Here is a 26,125-nt window from a genome sequence, read left to right as displayed (position 1 = left end):
ACCTCTTTTCTACAGGAGGTACCTTCATTTTTTTGTTCGTTTTTTATGCTTGGCGTATAAAAGAAATCAGCTCATCAACAGATACTTCGTGTGATTCCCCTGATTTTCTAAACTTCACTTCAACAATGCCTTCTTCTGAACGTTTTCCGCAGCTAATGCGAATTGGCAGCCCAATTAAATCACTGTCTGCAAATTTCACGCCTGCTCGCTCCTGACGGTCATCGAAAAGTACGTCAAAGCCCTCATCTTCTAAGCGCTCGTATAACGTTTCAGCTAGCTCTTTTTGAGCATCGTTTTTCATATTTAATGCAAGGAGATGAAGGTCATATGGCGCAACAGCTTCCGGCCAAATGATTCCTTTCTCATCGTGATGCTGTTCAACAATCGCTGAAAGCGTTCTAGAGATACCGATACCATAGCAGCCCATAATCATTGGCTGCGCTCGACCATTCTCATCAAGGTACGTCGCATCCATTGACTCAGAATAACGAGTGCCTAGTTTAAAGACTTGTCCTACTTCAATCCCTTTAGCAAACTGGATTGTGCCTTCTCCATCTGGAGAAACGTCGCCTTCTTGGATCAAACGGAGATCTGTGAATTCTTTCACTGACACATCACGCGCAGGATTGACATTGACAAAGTGATAATCCGCTTCGTTTGCACCTGCAACAGCATTTGTCATGCCTTTAACCGCAAGGTCTGCATAAATATCGACTTCTGCTTCCAGCTTCACTGGACCAACAAATCCAGGCTCTGTTCCAATGACTTCTAGTACTTCTTCGCGAGTAGCAAGCTCTACAAGCTGTGCTCCTACCAAGTTTTTCACTTTCACATCATTTACTTCATGGTCGCCTCTCGTCAGGATGAGAACATACGCATCATCTGCTTTAAACAAAACAGACTTGATAAAAAGAGAAGGATCAACTTCTAAAAATCCAGCGATGTCTTGAATCGTTTTTGCTTGCGGTGTATGGACTTTTTCAAGTTCTTTGAAGTCCGCAGGATTTGTTTCTTCTCCTCGATAAACAGCTTCAGCCATTTCAATGTTCGCAGCATAGGAAGATGTATCAGAGTATGCGATTGTATCTTCTCCTACTTCTGACAGTGCCATAAACTCATGTGTATCTTTTCCTCCCATTGCACCAGAATCTGCAATAACTGGTCTAAAATTAAGACCTACTTTTGAGAATACATTGGAGTAAGCTGTAAACATCTTGTTGTAAGTGTCATCAAGGCTTTCTGGTGAAGAATGGAATGAGTACGCATCCTTCATAATAAATTCACGTCCGCGTAGTAGCCCAAAACGTGGTCTCTGTTCGTCGCGGAATTTTGATTGAATTTGATAAAGAGTTAAAGGAAGCTTCTTATACGATTTCACTTCGCTGCGTACAAGTGATGTAATCACTTCTTCGTGCGTTGGGCCAAGTGCAAACTCACGGCCATGACGATCTTTCATACGCATCAATTCTGGACCGTATGTATACCATCTTCCTGACTCTTGCCACATTTCTGCCTGCTGCAGCACTGGCATTAACAGCTCAGCTGCTCCCGCCTTTTCCATCTCCTTGCGAACGATGGATTGAATATGCTGGATGACTTTATGAGCAAGCGGCAGATAATGATAGATTCCGCTTGTGTTTTGTCTAATGAACCCAGCTCTTACTAAGAGCTGGTGACTTTTTGCCTCAGCATCTGCTGGCACCTCTCGAAGAGTTGGTATGAAAGTCAGGGATTGTCTCATGTCGTTACACCTCATTTATGAAATAGGACTTCTCACAAAAACTCTTGTTTCCCGTAATGAGAAACAAGAGACATTGGTTTTATAAAAATAATCGCTGGATGTCATTCCACGTAACCACTAGCATTAACAGCATGAGGAATGCAACACCGATAAAGACAACAAGTGCTTCTTTCTCACGATTAATTGGTTTACCGCGAATGGCTTCAACAAACAAGAATAGTAAACGTCCTCCGTCTAGTGCAGGAATCGGCAATAAATTCACGATACCTAAGTTAATACTAAGGAACGCCGCAAACTGCATTAATGTTAACACACCTTGCTTAGCTACTTCTCCTGTCATGTCATAGATCCCAACAGGACCTGCTAACATATCTAGTGAAAATTGCCCTGTGACAATCTTTTGTAAGTTCGTTAAAATCAGACCTGCTGTTGAAATCACAGTCGTTCCTGAGGATGAAATAACCTTCAGAAATCCATTTTCCGTTGGCGGATAAGATCCGAAACGGCCAATGTTTTTTCCGTCTGCTTTCACAGCTTCTGGTACAACCTGCACAGTGCTTTCTTTGCCGTCTCGGTCAATGACGACATTCATTTTTTTCTCAGGGTTCTTTTGAACGGTTTGAACGACGTCTGTCCAAGAATTCATTTTATCCCCGTTAATGGACACGATGTGGTCTCCCTGCATGAGTCCAGCTTCTGCCGCTCGGCCGTCTTTCGTCAGCTTGCCGAGTACAGGATCATCAATGGTGACCCCTTGAATAAACCCTAAAGCAACCAAAATCACATACGCCAAAATAAAGTTCATAATCGGTCCAGCTGCGATCGCTTTAATACGCTGCCATACCGTTTTTGATCCAAATTGACGATTGTATGGTGCGATTTGAATTTCTTCACCATCTGCAATATAAAAGCTTGTTTGACTCACATTGTAGCCAGTCAAAATATCTTCATTTCCAGCTTCATATCCTGAGATTCTCATGGCATGATCTAAATCAATCTGCTCAACTTCGATGACAAGTGCATCAGGATATTTTTCTTTATCATTTAAAATGATTTTTTCTACTTCATTTTGCTCATTGAATAAGAGCCCCACTGTATGACCTGGTTTAATTTCAATGACTTCAGGGTCCTCTCCTGCCATTTTAACAAATCCGCCAATAGGGAGAAGTCTAATGGTATAAACGGTTTCTTTTCGTTTAAAGGAGAAAATCTTCGGCCCAAAACCAATTGCGAACTCACGGCATAAAATCCCCGCTCGCTGCGCCATAATTAAATGGCCAAGCTCGTGGAAAAAAACGAGCGTTCCAAAAATAATAATAAACGCAATCACTGTATTCACGAACATACCACCTTATGTGAGGATTGATTGAACAAAGTCTCGTGTATCTTTGTCCACTTCATGGATATCTTGCAAACTAGGCGTTGAAATCACATGATGTCTGTTTAGTGCCTTTTCAATCAATTCTTCAATTTGCAGGAATGTTACTTTGCCTTTCAGAAATGCATCGACTGCCATTTCATTTGCTGCATTGAGCACAGCAGGCATTGTCCCTCCTATTTTACCTGATTCATAAGCAAAATGTAAGCAGCGATACCTGTCAAAATCCGCTTTTTGGAAATTCAATTGTCCAATCTCCCAAAGGTTCAATGATTTTGCTTCTGGTAATGGCGCCCTGTCAGGGTATGTGAGTGCATATTGAATGGGCACTCTCATGTCAGGTGTCCCTAACTGAGCCATGACGCTTTTGTCGTGAAATTCCACCATCGAATGGATAATGCTCTCTTTATGTAACAGCACATCAATTTGTTCATACGGTATATCAAACAACCAATGTGCCTCAATCACCTCGAGCCCTTTATTCATCATCGTCGCTGAATCAATGGTAATTTTCGCTCCCATCGACCAGTTTGGGTGGTTCAGCGCTTCTTCAACCGTAACACCTTCAAGTTCAGTTCGTTTTTTATCTCGGAAACTACCACCTGAGGCTGTCACGATTAAGCGTTCAATGTTTTTAGCTTGTTCACCTTGCAGGCATTGAAAAATAGCGGAATGCTCACTATCGACAGGAAGTAAAGGTACATCATATCTTTTCGCGTACTCTTTTACTATATGACCAGCTGTCACAAGTGTTTCCTTATTTGCGAGTGCAATCGTCTTTTTTTGTTCAATGGCCTTTAATGTTGGAACAAGCCCGACACTTCCGACAAGGGCATTGACCACAACGTCCACTGCATCATAGGTCGCTGCTTCGATGTTGGCTTCATCACCAGCAGCCATTTTGACATCGTATTCAAATGAATGACCTTTTAGCGTGTGATAGGCCTCTTCACTTAAGCAACCGACAAATTCAGGCTGAAACTGTTCAATGATTGGTATGGCTTTGTCTACATTTCGGCCAAACGTCATGGCTTTTAGCTTAAATTTGTCTGGGTGCTGCCTCATCACATCTAATGTTTGTTCTCCAATTGATCCTGTTGCGCCTAATAGCGAAATATATCTCAAATTGCCACTCCTTCTCTCGTTCAATAAGTTTCTATGAGGTTAGCTGGCAAACGTTGCAAGCAATAAATATAAAAACGGCAGAACGAATAAAAAGCTGTCAAACCTGTCCAAAATCCCGCCATGTCCAGGGAGAATTGTCCCTGAATCCTTCACGTGGTAATGACGCTTTAAAGCAGATTCCACAAGGTCGCCAAGCTGTCCAAAGATACTGAGCAAAAGCGTAATAAACATAACGAGCAGATATGATGGCAAAAATCCTGTAATCGCCTGAAACACAAATGACAACACGACCGCTGTGACGATTCCGCCGATAAATCCTTCTACTGTTTTGTTTGGGCTGATCTCTGGCCAGAGCTTTCGTTTTCCCATCGATTTCCCAATAAAATAGGCACCTGAGTCAGTGGACCAAATAATCACTGCTGCGAAGAAGATCGCACTCATGCCATATAAGCCTCTAATTTGAATAAAATAATAGAAACTGACACCAATATATAATGTCGCTAATATTACAAAAGCAACCTCATCGAATGTGAAAGAGTTTTTGCTCAACACTGTATAAGTTAAAAGAATTAAGACTGCAAATAAAGCAATCTGCATTTTTGATGCGTCTACGTTCGGGAAGAAGCTATTCTCTCCGCCCATTAAAAGCCAAAGCAATATTAAGCTGACAATACCAGGAAAGCTAAAAATCGATATCTTTTTCATTCTTAGAAGCTCAAAGAGAGCGACACTTCCCATTAAGTAAATCAGCAGGGTAAATGGCATCTGTCCATATATAACTGCAAGTAAAAAGACTGCAGCTGCCAAAACACCCGTCAAAATTCTTTGTTTCATCTGCACCACCCTCTAAATTCCACCGAACCTCCGGCCGCGGCGCTGGTATTCTCCGATAGCGCCTATAAGATGCTCATCAGAAAAGTCAGGCCAAAGCACATCCGTAAAGACAAATTCGCTGTACGCAATTTGCCAAAGCATAAAGTTGCTTAATCTAATTTCTCCACTTGTGCGAATAAGCAAATCCGGATCTTGAAGAGATTCTGTCATTAAATAAGCTGAAAACATCTCTTCTGTGATGTCTTCTGCTTGAAGCTTACCTTCTTTGACTTTTTCAGAAATTTGTCTGCATGCGGAGACGATTTCTGTGCGCCCTCCATAGTTGAGCGCAAAATTCAAAATGAGCCCGTCGTTATTCGTCGTACTCTTTACTGCGTTCTCCACCGCTCTTTTCGTATGCTGCGGGAGGCCGTCTGGATCACCTGTTAAGCGAACACGGACATTTTCCTCGATGAGCTCGGGCAGGTAGATGTTTAAAAATTCTTCAGGAAGTTTCATTAAAAAGTCTACTTCTAGTTTTGGACGCTTCCAATTTTCTGTAGAGAAAGCATACAAAGTCAGCACTTTGACATTCAGCTCATTTGCAAGCTTTGTCATGCGCTTGACGACTTTCATTCCTTCATGATGTCCTGCTACCCGCGGAAGAGCACGTTTTTTTGCCCATCTTCCGTTCCCATCCATGATAATGGCGATATGTTCAGGAATTTCTCCATTTAATATGTCTTCTTTTGTCAGACTTTCTAAGTTGGAAGCTGCAGTTTGCTGATTCTTCCAATTTTTGAGTATATTGAGCATGAGATTCCTCCATCACCCAAAAAGGTTGCGTTTCCGCTAATAATATAGTCACCAACAGTATTAACAAAAAAACCCCCTGTAAACATGAAGAGGGTCTTTTCACTATTATCTATTGTACATAGTTTTTTCTTAAACTTCCATGATTTCTTTTTCTTTATCTTTCGTCACGTCATCAATTTTAGCGACATATTCATCTGTCAATTTTTGAACATCCTCTGTTGATGATCTTAATTCATCTTCAGTGATCTCACCATTTTTCTCGAGCTTTTTCAACTCATCGTTTGCATCACGACGAACATTACGAACAGCTACTTTTGCTTCTTCTGAATATTTTCTTACCACTTTCACAAGCTCTTTACGTCTTTCTTCTGTTAGTGCAGGAATCGCAATACGGATCACATTTCCGTCACTTGTTGGCGTGATGCCAAGATCAGACTTTTGGATCGATTTTTCGATATCACCGATAGCTGTTTTATCATAAGGTGTGATAATCAGCATACGTGCTTCTGGCACTGTGATTGACGCGATTTGGTTAAGTGGTGTTTGTGCACCGTAATAATCAACCGTCACTTTATCAAGCAATGAAGCATTTGCTCTGCCCGCACGAACAGTTGCAAGTTCACGTCCGTATGCTTGAACGGCTTTTTCCATTTTTTCTTTCGTTTGGTTCAATACTTCTTTTGACACGTTATTTCCCCCTCACAATCGTTCCAATTGATTCGCCATTTACGGCACGTTTAATATTTCCTTCTTCCATAATAGAGAATACGATTAATGGAATGTCATTGTCCATACATAATGAGGACGCAGTAGAATCCATTACTGCAAGCCCTTCTTTTAGCACATCAAGATATGAAAGCTTGTCATATTTTACTGCATCCGCATCTGTACGAGGATCAGCACTGTAGACACCGTCTACATTATTTTTTGCCATTAAAATGACATCTGCTTCAATTTCTGCTGCACGAAGTGCTGCCGTTGTATCTGTAGAGAAATAAGGGTTACCAGTACCTGCAGCAAAAATTACGACACGTTTCTTCTCAAGATGACGGATCGCTTTTCTTCTTATGTATGGTTCTGCAACCTGTCTCATTTCGATAGAGGTTTGTACCCTAGACTGAATGCCAAGCGTTTCTAGGCTGTCTTGTAGCGCGAGTGAATTCATCACTGTTGCCAACATGCCCATGTAGTCTGCTGTTGCACGGTCCATTCCTAAGTCACTACCTGTCTTACCGCGCCAAAGGTTTCCTCCGCCTACAACAACTGCAACCTCAACATCTAGCTCTGCAATTTCTTTTACTTGCTTTGCAATTGAATGAATGACAGTTGGGTTAATTCCATTTCCAGCATCACCTGCTAGTGCTTCGCCACTTAGCTTCAGTACAATGCGATTATATTTCGGTTTGCTCATGATAACCTCCAAGTGTAAACTATACCGTCTCTTATTATGCGTAAGAAACTGCCTTTTGTAAATCAATATCCTCTAAAAAATAGGGAACACAGTGCTTGTGCTCCCTAAAAAAGCCCCAGAGAGCTTTTCAAACATTATTTTTTCACTTGGCTCATCACTTCTTCAGCAAAGTTGTCTTGACGCTTCTCGATGCCTTCGCCCACTTCATAGCGAACATAAGTTTGAACGCTTGCGTTTTTCGCAGCTACTACTTGTTTCACTTTTTCATCTGGGTTTTTAACGAAAGCTTGGTCAAGTAAGCAAATTTCTTCGAAGAATTTGTTTAGACGGCCTTCTACCATTTTAGCTACGATGTTTTCAGGTTTTCCTTCTTGAAGCGCTTGCTGCGTTAATACTTCGCGCTCACGGTTTGCTTCTTCTTCTGACACTTGGTCACGAGAAATGTATTTAGGGTTTACAGCAGCAACGTGCATTGCGATGTCTCTTGCAAGCTCTTCGTCAGTTGTTCCGTTAAGAACAGCTAACACACCGATGCGTCCGCCCATGTGTAAGTAAGAACCGAATGCTGCGTTATCTTCTTTCGTGATAACAGAGAAACGACGTAGAGTGATTTTCTCTCCGATTTTCGCAATCGCAGATGTGATATGCTCTTCAACTGTTGAACCGTTTTCCATTTTAGAAGCATGAGCTTCTTCAATTGTTGCAGGTTTAGCAGCAAGCAAATGATCAGCAAGTTCGTTAAGAAGTGATTGGAACCCTTCGTTTTTCGAAACGAAATCAGTCTCAGAGTTCACTTCTAGGATCACGCCTGTGTTGCCGTCAGTTTTGATAAGAGTTAATCCTTCTGCAGCAATACGGTCTGCTTTTTTCGCAGCTTTTGCAATTCCTTTTTCTCTTAGAAGATCGATTGCTTTGTCGATGTCACCATCAGTTTCTGTTAACGCTTTTTTACAGTCCATCATACCTGCACCAGTTTTTTGACGCAGTTCTTTAACTAATTGAGCAGTAATAGCCATTTTACATTTCCTCCTTCTATGTTAAAACACGGATTACTAGGTGAAAAAAAGGTGATAAAAGGCATTTCCCTCTTATCACCTTTTGAATAGGTTACGCAGTTGTTGTTTCAGTTTCTGTCGTTTCTTCTACAACAGCTTCTTCTTCGCCTTGTTTAGACTCAAGAATCGCATCTGCCATTTTAGCAGTTAGAAGTTTTACAGCACGGATTGCATCATCGTTTGCAGGGATCACAACATCAATTTCGTCTGGATCACAGTTTGTGTCAACGATACCGATGATTGGGATATTCAATTTACGAGCTTCTGCAACTGCAATACGCTCTTTACGAGGGTCGATAATGAAAAGTGCATCCGGAAGACCTTTCATGTCTTTGATTCCGCCTAGGAATTTTTCAAGACGTTCTAATTCTTTTTTCAGTTGAACGACTTCTTTCTTAGGAAGAACATCGAATGTACCGTTTTCTTGCATTTTTTCAATATCTTTTAAACGTTTGATACGTTTTTGGATTGTTTCAAAGTTTGTTAAAGTTCCACCAAGCCAGCGTTGGTTCACATAGAACATACCAGAACGGATTGCTTCTTCTTTCACTGAATCTTGTGCTTGCTTTTTCGTACCAACGAAAAGGATTTTTCCTCCGTCAGCAGCAAGGTTTTTCGTGAAGTTGTAAGCTTCCTCTACTTTTTTCACCGTTTTTTGAAGATCGATGATGTAGATACCGTTACGCTCTGTAAAGATGTAACGCTTCATTTTTGGGTTCCAGCGGCGCGTTTGGTGACCGAAGTGAACACCAGCTTCTAGCAATTGTTTCATAGAAATAACTGACATGTTGTTGCCTCCTAATATAATGGTTTTTTTTCCTCCGCTCAAGTCATGTTCACATAAAACTGCGCCACGGCAGCACCTTCATATGAATCATTAAGCGTGTGTATTTAACACCAAGAAATAATATAACACATGATGGACTGACAATCAAGAATCCTTTACAGCTTTCCGCTAAATTTTAATAAAAGCTCGATTTCTGTCTTGCCCGTTTTCAGTTCTTTCGCTATTTCTTCTAGCGAATGCCCTTGGTCATATAAGGTCTTCACTTGGTCCTCGAATGTTTCTTCTACTTCACTTTCAGAAGACGCAGAAGCGTCTGATTCAAGATATGGAACGGGTTCGTTTACCTTCTCTTCCTGCACTTCGACTTCGCTAAGGAGAGCCGACAAGTGCTCTGGTACTGGATCTTCACTTTCTACCGATTGCTGGGATTCAATTGGTGTTTGTGGCTGCTTTGGTGTCTGAAAATCTGTTTTCAGCTCTTCAGCAGAAAAATCAGGGGAAGCGGCTGCCACTTTTGATAGTTTGTCATTCTCTTCTTTGACTTCCATCAAAAATGCAGCCAGGGTATTTTCCGTTTCTTCTAGAAGTTCTCGCTGCTTTTGTTCAGTTGCCTTCAGCGAATTCATTCTCGTATATAAAATGATCACAAAATAAATAAGTGCAGCATGAAGCATGAAGCTAATCAGCCATAACATATTTTTTCACTCACTAACTCTTTAAGATTGAATGGCTTTATCAAGCAGATGCTTAAGCTTGAACAATGCCTTTGAATGAATTTGCGAAATGCGTGAGGTCGATAAATTGAGCACGTGACCGATTTCCGTTAACGTCAGTTCCTCTTTATAGAAAAGACTGATCACGAGCTTTTCTTTTTCAGATAGCTCGGTCATTTTTTCAGCAAGCTGTTCTATTAATTCATCTTTCAGCATCTTCTCTTCAGGTGTCACAGTTTTCTCGTCGCGAATCATGACTTGGACGTTTTCACCGTCTTCTTGATCATGCAGCTTCTCGTCGATTGAAAGCAGATTTGCAAAGAAACCTTCATTCATTGTTGTGACAACATCCTGTTCACTCATGCCAAGTTCCTCTGCCACTTCTGTCGGCGTCACATTTCGTAAATAGCGTTGTTCAAGCTTTTCAATAGCCGCTTCTACTTTTTTTGTTTTTTCTCTTGATGTACGAGGCAGCCAGTCCTCTTTACGAAGACCGTCGATGATGGCCCCGCGGATTCTGAAGGATGCATATGTATCAAACTTCAGATCTCTTCCGGGGTCGAATTTTTCAAGGGCATCATATAAACCGAGCATCCCTAGACTGATCAAGTCTTCTTTATGCACTGACTTCGGGAGACCGATGGAAATTCTTCCAACATGATATGTGACGAGCGGCATATAGCGGCGCATAAGATCATCTCCAGCAGCTGGGTCCTTCCACTCTTTCCATCTAGCCCATAGCGCCTGATCTTCGTAATTTAAGGATTGCATCTTTCTCCCCCTATACTTCCTTAGTTATATCTTCATAATGCCTTGCTTCACAGTGCGGATCTCAAGCTCTGTCGTAAGCGGGTCAAATTCAATCGTACGACCATTGTTCCCGCCCGTATCCTCACTAATGATCGGGATGCGATAAAGAGACAGATGTTCTTTAACAGCTGATACGTTTCTAGGTCCAATTCTCATCAGATCATTGGTTGACTTAAACTTAAACATTTCTGCGCCACCAGCAAGTTTTGCCTTTAGCGCATGTTTGCGCGCTCCTTCTTTAAGGAGCAGATCAATTGTATGCTTGACACCTGTATCTGCATATTTAGCCAAGTTCTCCACTGCCCCTTTTGCAAGGGATGAGTCTGGAAGCATGACATGGACAAGACCTGCCAGTTTTTTTTCTTGATCAAACAGAACAAGCCCTACACAAGAACCAAGTCCGGATGTCCGAATGCGGTCCGGTGTTTTCACAAGCTGAACATCCGCTATACCAACCTTTACAACTGCCGGAATCTGAACGTTCATTAAAGGTTACCTAATGCTTTGAATAGTTTTTCAAACGATTCAAAGTCTGGTAATAGAAACATATTTCCTTTCAGCTCTTGCTTATTTTGATCATCAAAAATTGATGTATCAATCACAATTGCCTGATCACCTAGAGGACTGAATTGCATTAACCCTTCGCTAATGACAGCCCCGAACATATCGAGCGTAACATCTGGAACACTTGGGTGAAGCTGCAATTTTGTTAAATCGGCAAGGGCTGATAAATAAGAGCCTGCTAAAATATTTCCCAGCTCGTGTAGTGCTGACGTCCCCATCACATGCTCGTGAATGGTATCAATATCAAATGCTGGATCTCGTACAAGCTCTCTTACAAATTGCTCAGCTTGCTCAAAGGGCATTATGAAAAAGATAGAGCCAGATAAATCTCCTTCCATTCGCAGGAAAATGCTTGCAACTGGGAGGTCTGCACCGCCAAAGAAATCCATTAATTCTTCAAACGAGAGAACCTTGACAAACGGAACAGCCATATCTATTTTGCGATCCAAAAGGCTGGCAAGAGCAGACGCGGCGTGGCCTGCTCCAATATTCCCTACCTCTCTTAATACATCCAGCTGTTCATCTTTTATTTCATTGAAAATGCTCATTTCACATCCTCCTTAATGAACAGGTGCATCTTGAACGCTCTTGTCGAGGACAGCACCAGGGTGAATGATATTAAATAGACGCTGATCATGCTTAATGATACCTGTTACCCATGATTGTCCTTCTTTTTCAGCTGACTCAGGAGAAGATTCTACTTCTTCTTGATGGACTGTAATGACATCATTCGCTTCATCAACAATCCAGCCGACTTCAATGTCACCAACTTGTACAATAATCATTCTTGTTTCATCTGTAATTTCGTTGTCACTTGATCCAAGTCTCACTCTAAGATCGATGACAGGCGTCACGACACCGCGCAGATTAATAACACCGCATATATAAGGGGCAACGCCAGGGACTCTTGTCGGCTGCTGCCATTTTTCAATGGACTTTACTTCTGATACTGAAATGGCGTATTCTTTTTTGTTTACGATAAACACAATCATCTTTTCGCCAGTTTTGATATCTGTACTCATTTCAGACCGCTCCTCTATTGTTTTTTACTTGATCAGTGCATTACAGTCAACGATGAGTGCAACTTGACCGTCGCCTAGGATTGTTGCGCCTGAGATCGCAAACACGTTTGGCAGGTAATCTCCTAGTGATTTCAATACAACCTCTTGCTGACCAATAAATGAATCGACCACAAATGCTGTCAGCTTATCTCCTTTACGAACAACGATGATGTGCAGTTCTTCCTCTAATTCATTCGCATTTGGTACGTGGAATTGTTTCTTCAAGTACACGACCGGTACGATAAATCCGCGGAAATCAATTACTTCGCGATCATGCGTTTGAAGGATGTCGCTTTTCTTAATGACAGCCGTTTCAATAATAGAAGAAATCGGAATCGCAAATGTTTCCTCTTCCAGTTTTACAAGAAGTACAGAAATAATCGATAATGTAAGCGGAAGCTGGATCGAGAATAGTGAGCCCTGTCCTTCTGTTGAGTTGATGCTTACAGATCCGCCTAGTGATTCCAGCTTGTTTTTCACGACGTCAAGACCTACACCGCGGCCTGAGATGTCAGATATCTCATCAGCTGTAGAGAATCCTGCTGCAAAGATCAATGAATCAATTTGATGATCTTCAATGGTTTCCGCTTCTCTTTCTGTAATAACCCCGCGCTCTAATGCTTTTTCAAGCACTTTCTTACGGTTAATTCCGCCGCCATCATCTTCTACTTCAATGAAGACGTGGTTTCCGCTATGATACGCCTTTAATAGAACGGTTCCTTTTTCTGGCTTGCCTTTTTTCACACGTTCTTCTGGCGATTCAATTCCGTGATCTAGACTGTTTCTAAGTAAGTGTAGGAGCGGATCTCCAATCTCGTCGATGACTGTTCGATCAAGCTCAGTATCAGCACCTTCAATGATCAGTTCAATTTTTTTATTGAGCTCTTTCGTCAATTGACGGATCATACGCGGGAACCTGTTAAACACCGTTTCTACAGGTACCATTCTCATGTTCAGGATGATCGATTGCAGATCGCCTGAAATACGTGTCATTCTTTCGACCGTATCAGTGAGTTCGTTATTTTCAAGCTCTTTGGCAATCTGTTCTAAACGGCCTCTGTCAATCACCAGTTCTTCAAATAGATTCATAAGAGAGTCTAGACGATCGATGTTGACACGAATCGTTTTTGTGCCTCCTGCAGCTGAACCGTTATTGCCATTTGCTTTTGGTGCATCGTTTGCTGGTGCTTTCGCAGCAGGCACGGAGACTTCTTCTTTTTTCTGTTCAGGTTTTGCTTCTTGTTTTTCAGCTGGATTCGCTTCTTCAAATGCAGAAACTTCTGAGATCTCAACTTGTTCAACTTCTGAGATCGTCATCACGATTTTTTTCACTTCGTCCATCGGTTGTTTAGATAAATAAGAAATACTGAATTCAGATTCGAAATCTTCTGATTCTAAAAGTTCTGCATTTGGAACTGTTTTGACGACCTCGCCTGCTTCGTTCAGTCTTTCAAAGATCATATAGACACGAACGGCTTTTAATAGGCATGCGTCACTTAATGTTACATTGAGTTCATAGCATTTAAAGCCTTGTTCCCTCGCTTCATCAAGCACTGTTCGTTCAAATTCGTTATAGTCTAAGTCATTAGCAGCAGCCGCTGATACAGCCGCTGTTTCAACACTAGGAGCTGCCTCAGCATGGCTTCCTGTCACATCTAGCTTTTTACTAATCTCTGTGACATCGCGTTTCCCATCTCCGCCTTCTGCAATTGATTGAACCATTGCTTCAAGGTGATCAAGTGCTTCAAACATTGTGTCCATTGACTCAGGTGTGACAATCATTTGTTCATTTCGAATGGCATCAAACATGTTTTCTAAATGATGTGTTAGCTGAGCCATATCAGCGTAGCCCATCGTTGCACTCATGCCTTTCAATGTGTGAGCCGCTCTGAATATATCATTCACTAGCTGCAAGTCGGTTGGGTTCTTTTCTAAATCAAGAAGTTTTTCATTACAAGTTTGTAAGTGTTCTCTGCTTTCATCTAAAAAGATATCTAAGTATTGGTTTACATCCAACGTGTTCACGCCCTCTCTTTTTTCATGGAGCTTATAATTGCATGTGCGATGTCATCCACATGCCTTGTTTCATGTGCAAGGCCTGCTTTAATGACTGATTTAGGCATTCCGAAAACAACACATGATTCTTCTTTTTCTGCAATGACTTTTGTATGACCGCTTGCGACCATTTTTTTGACACCTTCTGTGCCGTCACTACCCATGCCTGTCATAATGACAGCAATTTTCTCGTAACCCTTTATATGACTGATGGATTCAAATAAATAGTTAACAGAAGGTTTGTGCCGGCTTTCCGTGTCCTCTGGAGAAAGCCTGATGACTAAGGATGCCCCTTGTTCATGAAGTGACATATTCATTCCACCAGGCGCTATGTAAGCCACTCCATTTTTAGCGATGTCTCCATCTTGTGCTTCTTTAATCGAAATTTGAGATAAATGGTCTAACCTAGTAGCAAGTGATGCTGTAAATCCTGCCGGCATATGCTGCACAATCAAAATAGGTGCTTCTATGTCCTTGGGCAGCTTCGTGACAACTCGTTGAAGTGCCCTTGGCCCTCCCGTTGATGTTCCGATTGAAATAATCTTTCGGAGTGAGCCACTTTTTACGGCTTGCGGGCGAGGTGTAGCCACTGGAATTGGCGGCTTCATCACCGGCTTTGGAGAAACCTGTACTTCAGTGCGTTTCCTTGACAGCCCTGCCGCAAGCACCCGCTCTACAATTTGGCCTCTTACTTTGTGTAAATCGAGCGAAATACTTCCTGAAGGCTTTGTCACAAAGTCAAAAGCACCAAGTTCTAAGCAATGGATGGTTAAATCTTTCCCTTGCTTTGTCTGGCTTGACACCATAATCACGGCAAGGTCGTGTTCAGCCAGAATTTGTTTTAATGCTTCTGTTCCATTTAAAACAGGCATTTCCACATCTAATGTGACGACATCTGGATTCAGTTCCTTGATCCGTTTTAAGGCATCTTCCCCATTTCGCGCCGTTCCGACGACTTCTATTTCTTGCTCGGCACTTAGGAAATCACTAATGAGCTTTCGCATAAAAGCCGAGTCATCTACTACAAGCACTCTAATCATGAGTCCACCTTCCTCCTTTTAAAAAAAGAGGACAACTTATCTATAAACGTATGCTGCTCTCTCTGTGCCTCTCTTATCTGCTGTTGATAAAGTGTCTCTGCCAGCATCTTGATCGTTTTACTCAGCCGTGAATGTGGCTGCTTCATATAAAATGGAATTTGTTCAGCCACCGCTTTTGGAACCGCAGGATCATCCGGCACAGCACCAGCAAATACTAGTTTTCTGTGTAAAAATGATGTGACCACTCCTGCTAATTTCCGGTAGGTTTCTGACCCTTCTGACGGGGTTTTACACCGGTTGACAATGATTTGCACAGATTGTTCGAACTGATGAATCGCTAAGTGTTTAATTGCGCTGTAGGCATCCATGATTGATGTTGGTTCTGGCGTTGTCACAACCACAACTTCTCCTGCTGATAAAACAAAAGGCAGTTGATCTTTAGACAAGCCAGCCCCCATATCAAAGAAGATACAATCAAAGTCGTGCATCATTCTTTCCATTTCCTCTAGAAAGAACGACCATTGATCTTTATCTAAAGAAAACAGCTGTTCAAGTCCGCTGCCACCAGAAATGTAATAAAGGTTGTTCGTGCCTTGGGTCATAGCTGCTTGGAAGGATTTCTTCCTGACAAGAACATCTAATATAGAGCTAGTCGAAGTTTTTCCTAGTAAAATATCAATATTCCCCATACCAAAATCAAGGTCGATGACTAACACTCGCTTCCCTGCATTTGCGATAGACAGTGCCATATTCAGCGTCAAATTCGATTTTCCAATCCCACCTTTACCGCTCATGACAGCAATGGTTTTTGCCTGTCCGCTTATACCAAGAGGAGCTGGTGCGATCGTTTGATTCTGCTGAACGAGCTTTCTTAAACCTTCTGCTTGGTCGGGCTTCATCATTGTAAGACCATCCTTGTTAATTCAAGAGGAGAGCCCTCAAGAATATCCTCAGGAACATTTTGACCATTTGTTAAAAAGCCAAGTCCAATTTGAGAGTCTGCAATGATTTGAAAGATGGTTCCCATCGTGTCTGTTTCATCTACCTTTGTAAAAATGAATTGATCGATTGGAACGTGTTCAAAGCGTTTAACCATGGCTTTCATGTCCTGATACTTCGAGGTCGCACTCATCACTAGGAAACTTTGAATGCTTTCATTAAATGGAATGATGTCTGTCAGCTCTTTGATATACGCTTCTTCTTTAAAGTTACGACCCGCTGTGTCTACGAAAATATGATCATACTCTTTAAACGTCTCTTGAGCTTTTACAAAATCCTCTCTCGAATAACAAACCTCAAGCGGTGCATTGAGCAGTTCCGCATATGTTTTCAGTTGTTCGATCGCTGCAATTCGGTACGTATCTGTTGTAATAAAAGCGATTTTCTTTTGCTTCTGAATGGCCGTTTTGGCAGCGAGCTTTGCAATCGTTGTTGTTTTACCAGCTCCAGTTGAACCAAACAGCACAATGTATTTTGAACGAATCATCGGCTCATCAGAGGTGTGAGCCGGCAGCATATCTGTCAGCTGTTGTTCAAGTTCTTTTTGAATTTGATCTTCCTTGACAGCACCCTTCGTTAAAAGACCTTTGAGGCATTCGTCTCGAATGACATCATCAAGACCTTGATCCTTCAGTTTTTGATCGATTGCCATGAGAGGATCAGGCAGAATACCAGCATGCCGCTCATTCCTCGCATATTCTAAAGACTGAGCTTGAGAAGGTACTGGTTTCACTGCCTCAGGAGCAAGAGACAGCTCTTCAGGCCGGTGTTGAATCTGCTCCTTTTTCGGAAATACTGGAAGAGGAGGCGCAGGGTGTCCACCTTTACCCGCTCTTTCTTCAAAATCTTGATCCAGCACTGCAATCACTTCAACCATTTGCTGTTTCTTTAAACCGAACAGCTTTCGTTTCACAACGGTTTTGGAATTTAAAATGACGGCATCCTTTCCAAGCTGCTGCCTAATTTGAATCGTTGCCTCCTGCATTGAATTCGCTGTGATTTTTTTCATTTTCATTAGATATCCACCACTCCGATGCTCTGTACTTCCACATTTGCTTCTAGTTCGTTATAAGATAGTACCGGTAAATCCGGGAAATATCTTTCTAACAGCTGCTTGACGTACATTCTTATAGGAGGTGAGCACAATAGAACCGGCGTTTCCTGACGAAGCGAAAGCTGTTCAATTTCTCTCGCCACTGATTGAATCACACTTTCAGAGGATTCTGGATCTAACGATAAGTAGTTGCCATGCTCTGTCTGCTGTACGCTGTCAGCAATCACCTTTTCCACTCGGCCTGAGCATGTCACGACTTTGAGCGATTCATTTTCTCTCGCATATTGTGCAGTAATCTGTCTTGCCAGCGCCTGTCTGACATACTCTGTTAACAAATCTGTATCCGTCGTTAATTTTCCGTAGTCTGCAAGCGTCTCAAAAATGGTGACAAGATTTCGAATAGAAACCTTTTCTTTCAGCAGTTTTGCCAACACTTTTTGAATATCACCAACTGCTAGTGGGTTTGGCGTCACCTCATCCACTAAGACAGGATAACTTTCTTTTAGATGATCGATTAATTGCTTCGTTTCTTGGCGCCCGAGCAGTTCGTGTGTGTTTTGTCTAATTTTCTCTGTGATGTGAGTAGACACAACCGATGCAGGATCTACAACCGTATAGCCAAGCATCTCAGCCTGATCTTTTTCTGCTTCTGAGATCCATTTAGCCGGAAGACCAAAGGATGGCTCAATTGTTTCAATCCCTTCAATCGGATCATCATCAGGCGTTGGAGACATCGCTAAGTAATGATCAAGCAGCAGCTCTCCTTTTGCTACTTCGTTCCCTTTTATTTTAAGTCGATACTCATTTGGGTTAAGTGCAATGTTGTCTCGAATTCGGACAACTGGAATCACAAGACCTAGTTCGAGGGCAAGCTGCCTTCGGATCATCACAATTCGGTCTAACAGGTCCCCGCCTTGATTTGCATCGGCTAGCGGAATCAAGCCGTAGCCAAATTCAAATTCAATGGCATCCATTTGCAAAAGATGAATGACGCTTTCTGGACTTTTCATCTCTTCTACCTCTGCCTGTTCCTCCAGTACCTCTTCAATTTCTTCTTGGTCTTGTTTGTTTTTCGACATCATGTATGCGCCAAGTGCAATTAAACCTGCGATCGGTCCTGTCAAAAGTATGCCGATTGGTGTAAACAGCCCAAGAAGGAAGATCGTGCCTGCTGTGACATAAAGCATGGCTGGGAATGCAAAGAGCTGACCTGTAATGTCTGATCCAAGGTTTCCGTTAGAAGCTGCTCTCGTAACAACAATCCCTGTCGCCGTTGAAATGAGGAGTGCCGGAATTTGAGAAACAATTCCGTCCCCTACTGTTAACAGGGTAAAGTGGGAAGCTGATTCTTGAATCGACATGCCTTGCTGAAGCATCCCAATAATAATTCCAAATATAATATTGATGATAACGATGATAATACCAGCGATGGCGTCCCCTTTAACGAACTTACTGGCACCGTCCATCGCTCCATAAAAGTCTGCTTCCCTCGCTACTTTTTCACGGCGGTTTCTTGCTTCACTTTCTGTCAGCATCCCTGCATTTAAATCAGCGTCAATACTCATTTGTTTACCTGGCATCGCATCAAGTGTAAATCTTGCCGCAACCTCTGATACACGCTCAGCCCCTTTAGTAATAACAATAAACTGAATGATGATCAGAATAAGGAAAACAACGAGACCAACGATGATATTTCCTCCAACAACAAATGAACCAAACGTTTCTACAACCTTTCCAGCATCTCCTGTTGAAAGAATAGAACGTGTTGTAGAGATGTTAAGCCCTAAACGAAACAGTGTTAAGAGCAAAAGCAATGATGGAAAAATTGAAAATTCCAGTGGTTCTTGCATGTTCATAGTGGTGAGAAGCACGATAAGCGCAAGAGAAATATTAATAATGATTAAAATACTTAATAGCATTGGCGGAAACGGTATGACCAGCATCGCCACAATTAAAATAACACTGAATATAACAGATAAATCTCTTGCTGACATGCCTGTTCTCTCCTTTTAAAACCAAAAATTCATAAAATCTTTTGTTTCGTTTTATAGACGTAAGCTAAAATTTCTGCGATCGCCTTAAAGTATTCCTCTGGGACCGCTTGGTCGATGTCGACCTGATCATATAGTGCCCGAGCGAGCGGCCGGTTTTCTACGGTCATGATATCGTGCTCTTTCGCAATCGTTCTAATTTTCAAAGCTAAAATATCTGTTCCCTTTGCCACAACAAAGGGCGCGTCCATCTTTTCTTCGTCATATTTCAAAGCAATTGCATAGTGGGTTGGGTTTGTAATGATGACGTCCGCTTTTGGGACTTCCTGCATCATCCGTCTCATGGCCATTTCCCGCTGGCGCTGTTTAATCTTAGATTTTATGAGCGGGTCACCCTCTGATTTTTTATACTCATCTTTGATGTCTTGTTTGGACATCCGTAAGTTTTTTTCATAATCAAATTTCTGATACATATAATCAAGCCCTGCTAAGATCATGAGAGCACCTGCTGCATATAGCCCCATAATCAAGGTCATATTTGCGACGAAATGAAGGGTTTCCTCTGCTGTTAATAAAGGAAGCCTCAGGATTTCGTCAAAGTGCATCCAAAGTGCAATAAATGTCGCAAAACCAATTAAACCAATTTTCAAAATGGATTTTAATAGCTCTACGAGGGCTCGAATACTGTATATCCGTTTAAACCCTTTGATTGGATCGAGTTTTTCTAATTTTGGTTTGATTACTTCTGTCGAAAAGAGAAAACCAACTTGCAAATAGTTACTGATGATCCCTGCCAGCATACCAACACCAAGGATTGGCATGAGGAGGATTCCTGTTTCCTGAAGCAATTGCACAAATAGTTGATGAATATTAGATGTGCTAACCTTCATTAGCATCGTTGTTGAATAAAAACGTTCAATGAGCGCAATAATACGCTCTTTCATAAAAGGCCCAATAAAAAAGAATGATAAAAAGATTAATAGAAATGAGATGGCTGTATTGACGTCGGTACTTTTGGCAACCTGACCTTTTTTACGTGAATCTTGTCTCTTTTTCGGCGTTGCTTTTTCTGTTTTTTCGCCTGCGAAAAATTGCAAGTCTAGTCTAAGTCTTGTCATCATGACGAACCACCGACCAATGCTAAGAAATTCCTCATGGTGAGTACAATCGTATCAAATGTATTTTGGACAACCCCGAAGATGACGCCCATACAGATGATGATCATAATAAAACTCACACCCATTTTAATAGGAAGTCCGACAACAAAAACGTTCATCTGCGGAACTGTTCGTGCCACAATGCCCAGTGCCAAATCGACCAAAAACAAGCTGGCAACGACCGGTGCTGAGATTTGAAAGGCAATGATGAACATTTGGTTGAAGCTCTTTGCAATAAAATAAGCAAAGGATTCACTGCCGAAATTCAGTGCGTACTGATCAACTGCAATATATTGAAAGCTGTAATAGATTCCATCAAGCAGCAGGTGGTGTGCATTGGTTGCCAGCATCAATAGCAATGTGACCGTATAAAAAAACTGCCCCATCAGCGGCGTTTGCGCCCCTGTTTGCGGATCAATCACATTGGCGATCGCAAAGCCCATTTGAAAATCAATAAATGAGCCGGCAATTTGAACAGCGGACACCATGATATATGCAATCAAACCAAGCAGAAGTCCGACCATTGCTTCTTTCACCGCAAGCATCATATAAAGACCGTCTATGTCGAGTGCTGGCGGTTCCTTAATCGTGCTAAAACTAATCACGGCTAAAAACAGAGAGAATCCAACTCTGTGTACAGCTGGGATCGTTCTATGCGCTAAAAGCGGTACTGTCACAAAAAAAGCGGTGATCCGAATAAAAACTAATAGAAAAGCAGGGAATAATTCTATGATTGACATCGCTCGTTAACCTGCAAATCGATCTAAATTCGAGAACAGCTCTGTCGTAAAGGACACAATGGTTGACAGCATCCATGGACCAAACACAACAAGCCCGATAAGAACTGCAACAATTTTAGGAATGAACGCAAGCGTCTGTTCTTGAATTTGGGTTGTCGCCTGAAACACACTGACAATCAGTCCCACAATAAGAGCGAGCGCTAGAAGCGGCCCACTGACAAGCAATACCACATACACTGATCTTTCAGCCATCGTAATGACAAATTCTGAACTCATGTTTTAAGCACCTACTCTAAAAGCTTTGCAGCAAAGATTTAACAATCAAATACCATCCATCGACTAAAACAAATAACAATATTTTAAAAGGGAGCGATATCATAACCGGCGGAAGCATCATCATCCCCATTGACATCAGAACACTTGCGACCACCATGTCAATAATTAAAAAGGGAATAAAGATCATGAAACCAATTTGAAATGCCGTCTTTAATTCTGAAATCGCAAAAGCGGGTACCATCGCCGTTAACGGAATATCTTTTATCGATTCAGGTGTATCGATTTTTGCGTAACTAAGAAATAAAGCCAAATCCTTCTGTCTCGTATGTTTACTCATAAATTCTTTAATGGGCACTTCGGCTTTTTCATATGCCTGATTGAGCGTAATGTCATCATTTAAAAGCGGCGTGAGTGCCTCTTTATTAATCTCTGAGAACGTAGGTGCCATGATAAAAAATGTGAGAAACAATGCAAGCCCTACAAGCACTTGGTTTGGCGGCATTGAGTTGGTTGCAAGTGACGTTCTAACGAATGAAAGTACAATCACAATTCGTGTAAAACACGTCATTAAAATGAGAATGCCTGGTGCAACCGAAAATACGGTTAAAAGTAAAAGAAGACGGACAGACGTGCTAATATTCCCTGCACCGCTGGAATTAAATAAATCGATAAACTCATTCATTTTGTTTCGGGCCTTTCTTTCTGACTTCTGATTGGGTCTTTTTCAATTCGGCTAGCTGCGCCTTCAAATTGGCTGAAAAAGAAGAAGTGGTTGGCTGATCCTGTTTCTTTATCTGAGATGTGAATTTTTGAACGATTTTTGGTAAATCTGTTTTACTTTCCATCGCTTCTTCATATTGTTTCACGATCGCTTCACATTCTTGTTCATCATCAATTTCTTTTAGCAGCTGGATTGAGTCCGCTACTCCGACAACTAATACTCGTTTGCCCACTTTGATAAGCTGGACTGAACGGTTTTGGCCAACCGTCGTTCCGCCAATATTTTCAACATAGCGAAATGGTTTAAGTAAGCGGTTTTGCTTACCAACAAATCTCACCAATCCATATATGAGCAGGATGACAAAAAGTAAAGCACCAATCATTTTGACAAAATCCATAATGGAGACAGAAGAAGAGGGAACTTCTTCTGCCGGATTCGTTTGATTGTCAGTGGTTGTCTTTTCTGTATCCTTTTTGCTGCCTTTCTCTTCTTTGAGCCAGTCATTCACTGTGCCATTTTCAGGATCTTTCGTTTCAGCAAACAGTGAGGCAGGCTGTATCGTTAAGAAAAGCATAAAACTGATCATTGCTATACATATCAAACGTTTTTTCAACAAGTCTTACACCCTTTTTTAGCCTAACGTTTTATTAATTGCTTCAAGTACACGGTCTGCCTGGAACGGCTTCACGATAAAGTCTTTTGCACCTGCTTGGATCGCGTCAATAACCATTGACTGCTGCCCCATTGCAGAACACATGATGATTTTTGCAGAAGCATCGATTTGTTTAATTTCTTTTAATGCTGTGATCCCGTCCATTTCTGGCATTGTGATATCCATTGTGACAAGATCAGGAGATGTTTCTTTAAATTTTTCAACTGCTTGAGCGCCGTTTTCTGCTTCTCCTACTACATCAAATCCGTTTTTTACAAGAATATCCTTTATCATCATTCTCATGAATGCTGCATCATCTACGATTAATACCTTAGTAGCCATTTACTTATTCTCTCCCTGTATGTTTGTTTATTTTAAATTAGAAAGTCTTTCTGACTGACTTAAAATATCAGTCACACGAACACCAAAGTTCTCATCAATGACAACGACTTCCCCTTTGGCGACGATTCGTTTGTTCACTAGAATGTCTACTGGCTCACCAGCAAGTTTGTCCAGTTCAATGATACTTCCTGCTGAAAGCTCAAGGACTTCTTTGACACTTCGCTGAGTTCTTCCAAGTTCCACCGTAATGGAAAGCGGAATGTCCATCAGCATATCAAGATTTCCAAGCTGGCTTGTTGTATGCTGAGGCTCACTGAACGCTTCAAATTCAACTGGTGCCACATTTACAGGTGCTGCCGGCTTTGGCTTCGCCTGTCTTTTCGGCGGAGCAGCTTGCTGCGCTGGTGCAGACTGCGTTTGAGGTGCTGCCTGCTGAGGTTCAGGTGTGCTCACTTGCGTGTCTTGAACCGGCTCTTCCTCCTGCGCTGGGTCTGTTAATTCTGCGATTAAATCTTTCGCAAATGTAATAGGATAAAGCTGCATAATATTTGAATCAATGAGCTCTCCTATTTTTAATCTGAAGGACACTTTGACAAGCATTTCTGCAGCTGGGATCCGGTCTGTTCCTTCTCCTTCTTTCACATCAAGTAATTCGACGCGAGGCGGAGAAATATCAATCTTTTTATTAAAGACCGTCGACATGGATGTCGCAGCAGAACCCATCATTTGGTTCATCGCTTCTTGCACTGCACTTAAGTGAATCTCGCTTAAAGAAGGGTCAGCATTTGTCCCGTCTCCGCCCATCATTAAGTCCGCAATGACTGCTGCATCTGTTTGCTGGACGACAAGCAGGTTACTTGCGCTGAAGCCTTCCGTATAATTCACTTCAATCGCGACATACGGATGAGGAAATTCCTCATTCAGCATACTTTTTTGAATCACTGTAACAGTTGGAGTGGTAATCTCCACTTTTTGATTTAATAGGGTTGAAAGTGCTGTAGCAGAACTGCCGAATGAAATATTTCCGATTTCTCCAATGGCATCTTGCTCCATTGCAGAAAGGATTGTTTCAGGCTCTATATCGTCATTGCTGCCTCCTTTAAGGAGCGCATCGATTTCGTCTTGTGATAATTTACTTCCGTTATTCTCCATCTTCTTCACCTCTTATGTCGTGATCTAGAATTTGAATCGCCTGTTTCCGATTCACGCGGCCGGCCTGTCCCAAGAATTTCGGTTTATTTCCGACCATAACAGTAAGAGGCGCATTTACTGGTTTGTCCAAGGCAATACAATCACCAATTTCCAAATTCAAAAACTCTTCCACCGTCATTTCCGATTCCCCTAGCTCTGCGACTACCGGTATCTTTGCCGTCATAATCCGTTTTTCAATAGCCTTTGTTTCTTGTTGTTTTGGTTCATTTCGTTCAGACTGCATCCAGTAGTGTACAGACAGCTTTGGAATAATAGGCTCTAATACAACATGAGGAATACATAGGTTAATAACCCCGCTTACCTCACCAATTTGTGTATTAAGAGAAATGACGACAACTGTTTCGTTTGGTGACACCATTTGAACAAACTGGGGATTTACCTCGAAATCTGCCATTTCAGGCTCGATGTCGGTTATGGACTGCCACGCTTCTCTGTAATTTTCCAAAGCTCCCTCAAACATGTTTGAGATAATCTTTGTTTCGATTTCTGTAAGTGATTCTGTCTTATTATGACTAATGCCTATCCCGCCCATCAGCCTGTCCATCATGGCATAGCCGATTGTTGGGTTCACTTCAAGCATGATTCTTCCTTCAAGCGGGCTGACATAAAATAAGTTTAATAATGTCATATTAGGAATCGAACGAATAAATTCTTCGTATGGTACTTGGTCAACCGAGCTGACAGTAATTTGAATATATGATCTTAGCTGAGCTGAAAAGTGTGTGGTGAGCAGTCTAGCGAAGTTATCGTGAATCCTTGTTAAACTTCGAATCTGGTCTTTCGAAAAGCGAAGTGCACGTTTAAAATCATACACCTTTACTTTTTTCGTCGTTTCTTCTTTTTTCAGCTCTTCTGCATCCATTTCGCCTGTAGATATGGCGGATAATAATGCATCGATCTCATTCTGGGAAAGCACTTCTCCTGACATTTCTTCACCTCCATCGTGTCAATTAATCGCCTCTATTGCAGATTAAAGGAGGTTATATATACTTCTTTCACCTTGCCATCTTGCAAATAGTTATTCACTTTGTTTTTAACTAGTGTTTTAAAATGTTCTCTGCCTTTTTTGCCATCAAGTTCATCTGCATTCGTGTCTGATAAAATGTCAATTACGGCGTCTTTCACTTGAAAACTTCTTTTCTCGAGCTCTTCTTTTGCTTTTTCAGAGTCTGTTTCAATATTCAATACAAGTTTGACGGCATTTCCTTCAGACTTTAAATTGGTGATAATCTCAGGAATTTCAACAGAAGCTTTTACGACTTCATCTGCTGTTGGCTCTTTTTCAGCTTTTGCTTCTTCTGAACCATTCAGAAGAAAAATGATGCCTGCTCCTATTCCGCCGATGGCAATAATCATGATTAGCATTACTACGACTAATTTCTTCTTCATTCAAATTCCTCTATTCCTTGATTCAATGAAATGACTTGGATTTTTCTGTAGAAAGAAATGATTTTCTCTTGAAGCTGCTCTTCATTTTCTTTCACAACGAATTTCTTTCCATTGGCTAATGTAATGGTCGTGTCTGGAAAGCTTTCGATTTGCTCGATATGGAGAGCGTTCAGCATAAATCCTTTGCCATTCAATCTTGTCACTTCGATCATATTAAGCAGAG

Annotated in this window: 29 protein-coding genes; all 29 read right to left on the bottom strand. The window is 41.6% G+C overall.

The window, feature by feature from the left end; genetic code table 11:
- Positions 1 to 43 precede the first annotated feature (43 nt).
- The 29 genes from CKW02_RS08140 to swrD all read right to left on the bottom strand — a co-directional run bounded on the left by CKW02_RS08140 (position 44) and on the right by swrD (position 26,114).
- The gene (locus CKW02_RS08140; protein WP_003211324.1) at positions 44 to 1,741 is read right to left on the bottom strand and encodes a proline--tRNA ligase; all 1,698 of its coding nucleotides are present in this window, start codon (positions 1,739 to 1,741) and stop codon (positions 44 to 46) included.
- Positions 1,742 to 1,820: 79 nt separating this feature from the next.
- Entirely contained in the window at positions 1,821 to 3,086 is a 1,266-nt protein-coding gene (gene rseP / locus CKW02_RS08135) for an RIP metalloprotease RseP (RefSeq protein ID WP_095117795.1), read from the bottom strand.
- Between the two features lie 6 nt (positions 3,087 to 3,092).
- Positions 3,093 to 4,244 carry a 1-deoxy-D-xylulose-5-phosphate reductoisomerase gene (gene dxr, locus CKW02_RS08130; protein WP_003211521.1) on the bottom strand — a complete coding sequence of 384 codons (1,152 nt, stop codon included), beginning with the start codon at positions 4,242 to 4,244 and terminating at the stop codon, positions 3,093 to 3,095.
- 39 nt (positions 4,245 to 4,283) lie between these two features.
- Positions 4,284 to 5,078 (bottom strand): phosphatidate cytidylyltransferase, encoded by a 795-nt coding sequence (locus CKW02_RS08125; RefSeq protein ID WP_003211667.1) that lies wholly within the window; start codon positions 5,076 to 5,078, stop codon positions 4,284 to 4,286.
- Positions 5,079 to 5,090: 12 nt separating this feature from the next.
- On the bottom strand, positions 5,091 to 5,873 hold the full coding sequence (locus CKW02_RS08120; protein ID WP_003212321.1) for an undecaprenyl pyrophosphate synthase: 783 nt from the start codon (positions 5,871 to 5,873) through the stop codon (positions 5,091 to 5,093).
- A 129-nt stretch (positions 5,874 to 6,002) separates the two neighbouring features.
- Positions 6,003 to 6,560 (bottom strand): ribosome recycling factor, encoded by a 558-nt coding sequence (frr, locus tag CKW02_RS08115; RefSeq protein WP_003212469.1) that lies wholly within the window; start codon positions 6,558 to 6,560, stop codon positions 6,003 to 6,005.
- Position 6,561: 1 nt separating this feature from the next.
- On the bottom strand, positions 6,562 to 7,284 hold the full coding sequence (pyrH, locus tag CKW02_RS08110) for a UMP kinase (protein ID WP_003210919.1): 723 nt from the start codon (positions 7,282 to 7,284) through the stop codon (positions 6,562 to 6,564).
- Between the two features lie 134 nt (positions 7,285 to 7,418).
- Positions 7,419 to 8,300: a translation elongation factor Ts gene (gene tsf, locus CKW02_RS08105; RefSeq protein WP_003211584.1), complete on the bottom strand. Its 882-nt coding sequence runs from the start codon at positions 8,298 to 8,300 to the stop codon at positions 7,419 to 7,421.
- Positions 8,301 to 8,391: 91 nt separating this feature from the next.
- Positions 8,392 to 9,126 (bottom strand): 30S ribosomal protein S2, encoded by a 735-nt coding sequence (rpsB, locus tag CKW02_RS08100; protein ID WP_003212093.1) that lies wholly within the window; start codon positions 9,124 to 9,126, stop codon positions 8,392 to 8,394.
- Positions 9,127 to 9,281: 155 nt separating this feature from the next.
- Positions 9,282 to 9,821 (bottom strand): hypothetical protein, encoded by a 540-nt coding sequence (locus tag CKW02_RS08095; RefSeq protein WP_003210856.1) that lies wholly within the window; start codon positions 9,819 to 9,821, stop codon positions 9,282 to 9,284.
- Between the two features lie 21 nt (positions 9,822 to 9,842).
- Complete coding sequence (locus CKW02_RS08090) at positions 9,843 to 10,610, bottom strand: FliA/WhiG family RNA polymerase sigma factor (RefSeq protein WP_012009976.1); 768 nt, start codon at positions 10,608 to 10,610, stop codon at positions 9,843 to 9,845.
- Between the two features lie 24 nt (positions 10,611 to 10,634).
- The gene (locus tag CKW02_RS08085; protein WP_003212153.1) at positions 10,635 to 11,135 is read right to left on the bottom strand and encodes a chemotaxis protein CheD; all 501 of its coding nucleotides are present in this window, start codon (positions 11,133 to 11,135) and stop codon (positions 10,635 to 10,637) included.
- Positions 11,135 to 11,761, bottom strand: coding sequence for a chemotaxis protein CheC (locus CKW02_RS08080; protein WP_003211405.1), 627 nt, complete (start codon positions 11,759 to 11,761; stop codon positions 11,135 to 11,137). The genes CKW02_RS08085 and CKW02_RS08080 overlap by 1 nt, the downstream gene beginning before the upstream one ends.
- A gap of 12 nt (positions 11,762 to 11,773) precedes the next feature.
- Positions 11,774 to 12,235, bottom strand: coding sequence for a chemotaxis protein CheW (locus CKW02_RS08075; RefSeq protein WP_003211606.1), 462 nt, complete (start codon positions 12,233 to 12,235; stop codon positions 11,774 to 11,776).
- Positions 12,236 to 12,259: 24 nt separating this feature from the next.
- On the bottom strand, positions 12,260 to 14,290 hold the full coding sequence (locus CKW02_RS08070) for a chemotaxis protein CheA (protein WP_003212481.1): 2,031 nt from the start codon (positions 14,288 to 14,290) through the stop codon (positions 12,260 to 12,262).
- Between the two features lie 5 nt (positions 14,291 to 14,295).
- A complete protein-coding gene (locus tag CKW02_RS08065; protein WP_003210900.1) occupies positions 14,296 to 15,369 on the bottom strand; it encodes a protein-glutamate methylesterase/protein-glutamine glutaminase in 1,074 nt (357 codons plus the stop codon).
- On the bottom strand, positions 15,366 to 16,271 hold the full coding sequence (locus tag CKW02_RS08060; protein WP_003212070.1) for a MinD/ParA family protein: 906 nt from the start codon (positions 16,269 to 16,271) through the stop codon (positions 15,366 to 15,368). Before CKW02_RS08060 ends, CKW02_RS08065 begins: the two co-directional genes overlap by 4 nt.
- Positions 16,268 to 17,383: a flagellar biosynthesis GTPase FlhF gene (flhF, locus tag CKW02_RS08055; RefSeq protein WP_003212473.1), complete on the bottom strand. Its 1,116-nt coding sequence runs from the start codon at positions 17,381 to 17,383 to the stop codon at positions 16,268 to 16,270. The genes CKW02_RS08060 and flhF overlap by 4 nt, the downstream gene beginning before the upstream one ends.
- Complete coding sequence (flhA, locus tag CKW02_RS08050; RefSeq protein WP_003212241.1) at positions 17,383 to 19,416, bottom strand: flagellar biosynthesis protein FlhA; 2,034 nt, start codon at positions 19,414 to 19,416, stop codon at positions 17,383 to 17,385. Before flhA ends, flhF begins: the two co-directional genes overlap by 1 nt.
- 29 nt (positions 19,417 to 19,445) lie before the next feature.
- Positions 19,446 to 20,534: a flagellar biosynthesis protein FlhB gene (flhB, locus tag CKW02_RS08045; protein WP_003211738.1), complete on the bottom strand. Its 1,089-nt coding sequence runs from the start codon at positions 20,532 to 20,534 to the stop codon at positions 19,446 to 19,448.
- On the bottom strand, positions 20,531 to 21,310 hold the full coding sequence (gene fliR, locus CKW02_RS08040) for a flagellar biosynthetic protein FliR (RefSeq protein WP_012009967.1): 780 nt from the start codon (positions 21,308 to 21,310) through the stop codon (positions 20,531 to 20,533). Before fliR ends, flhB begins: the two co-directional genes overlap by 4 nt.
- A gap of 6 nt (positions 21,311 to 21,316) precedes the next feature.
- A complete protein-coding gene (gene fliQ / locus CKW02_RS08035; protein ID WP_003211206.1) occupies positions 21,317 to 21,586 on the bottom strand; it encodes a flagellar biosynthesis protein FliQ in 270 nt (89 codons plus the stop codon).
- 16 nt (positions 21,587 to 21,602) lie between these two features.
- Positions 21,603 to 22,268 carry a flagellar type III secretion system pore protein FliP gene (gene fliP / locus CKW02_RS08030; protein WP_003211147.1) on the bottom strand — a complete coding sequence of 222 codons (666 nt, stop codon included), beginning with the start codon at positions 22,266 to 22,268 and terminating at the stop codon, positions 21,603 to 21,605.
- Complete coding sequence (gene fliZ, locus CKW02_RS08025) at positions 22,261 to 22,920, bottom strand: flagella biosynthesis regulatory protein FliZ (RefSeq protein WP_034619906.1); 660 nt, start codon at positions 22,918 to 22,920, stop codon at positions 22,261 to 22,263. The genes fliP and fliZ overlap by 8 nt, the downstream gene beginning before the upstream one ends.
- A gap of 18 nt (positions 22,921 to 22,938) precedes the next feature.
- Complete coding sequence (locus CKW02_RS08020; RefSeq protein WP_003212360.1) at positions 22,939 to 23,301, bottom strand: chemotaxis protein CheY; 363 nt, start codon at positions 23,299 to 23,301, stop codon at positions 22,939 to 22,941.
- Between the two features lie 27 nt (positions 23,302 to 23,328).
- Positions 23,329 to 24,453, bottom strand: coding sequence for a flagellar motor switch phosphatase FliY (gene fliY, locus CKW02_RS08015; RefSeq protein ID WP_003212315.1), 1,125 nt, complete (start codon positions 24,451 to 24,453; stop codon positions 23,329 to 23,331).
- Positions 24,443 to 25,441 carry a flagellar motor switch protein FliM gene (fliM, locus tag CKW02_RS08010; RefSeq protein WP_003212239.1) on the bottom strand — a complete coding sequence of 333 codons (999 nt, stop codon included), beginning with the start codon at positions 25,439 to 25,441 and terminating at the stop codon, positions 24,443 to 24,445. The genes fliY and fliM overlap by 11 nt, the downstream gene beginning before the upstream one ends.
- Before the next feature lie 32 nt (positions 25,442 to 25,473).
- Complete coding sequence (gene fliL / locus CKW02_RS08005; protein ID WP_003212424.1) at positions 25,474 to 25,902, bottom strand: flagellar basal body-associated protein FliL; 429 nt, start codon at positions 25,900 to 25,902, stop codon at positions 25,474 to 25,476.
- A complete protein-coding gene (swrD, locus tag CKW02_RS08000) occupies positions 25,899 to 26,114 on the bottom strand; it encodes a swarming motility protein SwrD (protein WP_034620035.1) in 216 nt (71 codons plus the stop codon). Before swrD ends, fliL begins: the two co-directional genes overlap by 4 nt.
- Positions 26,115 to 26,125: the final 11 nt, after the last annotated feature.

The organism is Bacillus pumilus, assembly GCF_900186955.1.
Taxonomy (GTDB): Bacteria; Bacillota; Bacilli; order Bacillales; family Bacillaceae; genus Bacillus; species Bacillus pumilus.
The sequence above is the reverse complement of the archived record's forward strand: the minus strand, read 5'-3'. Positions and strand labels throughout refer to the sequence as shown.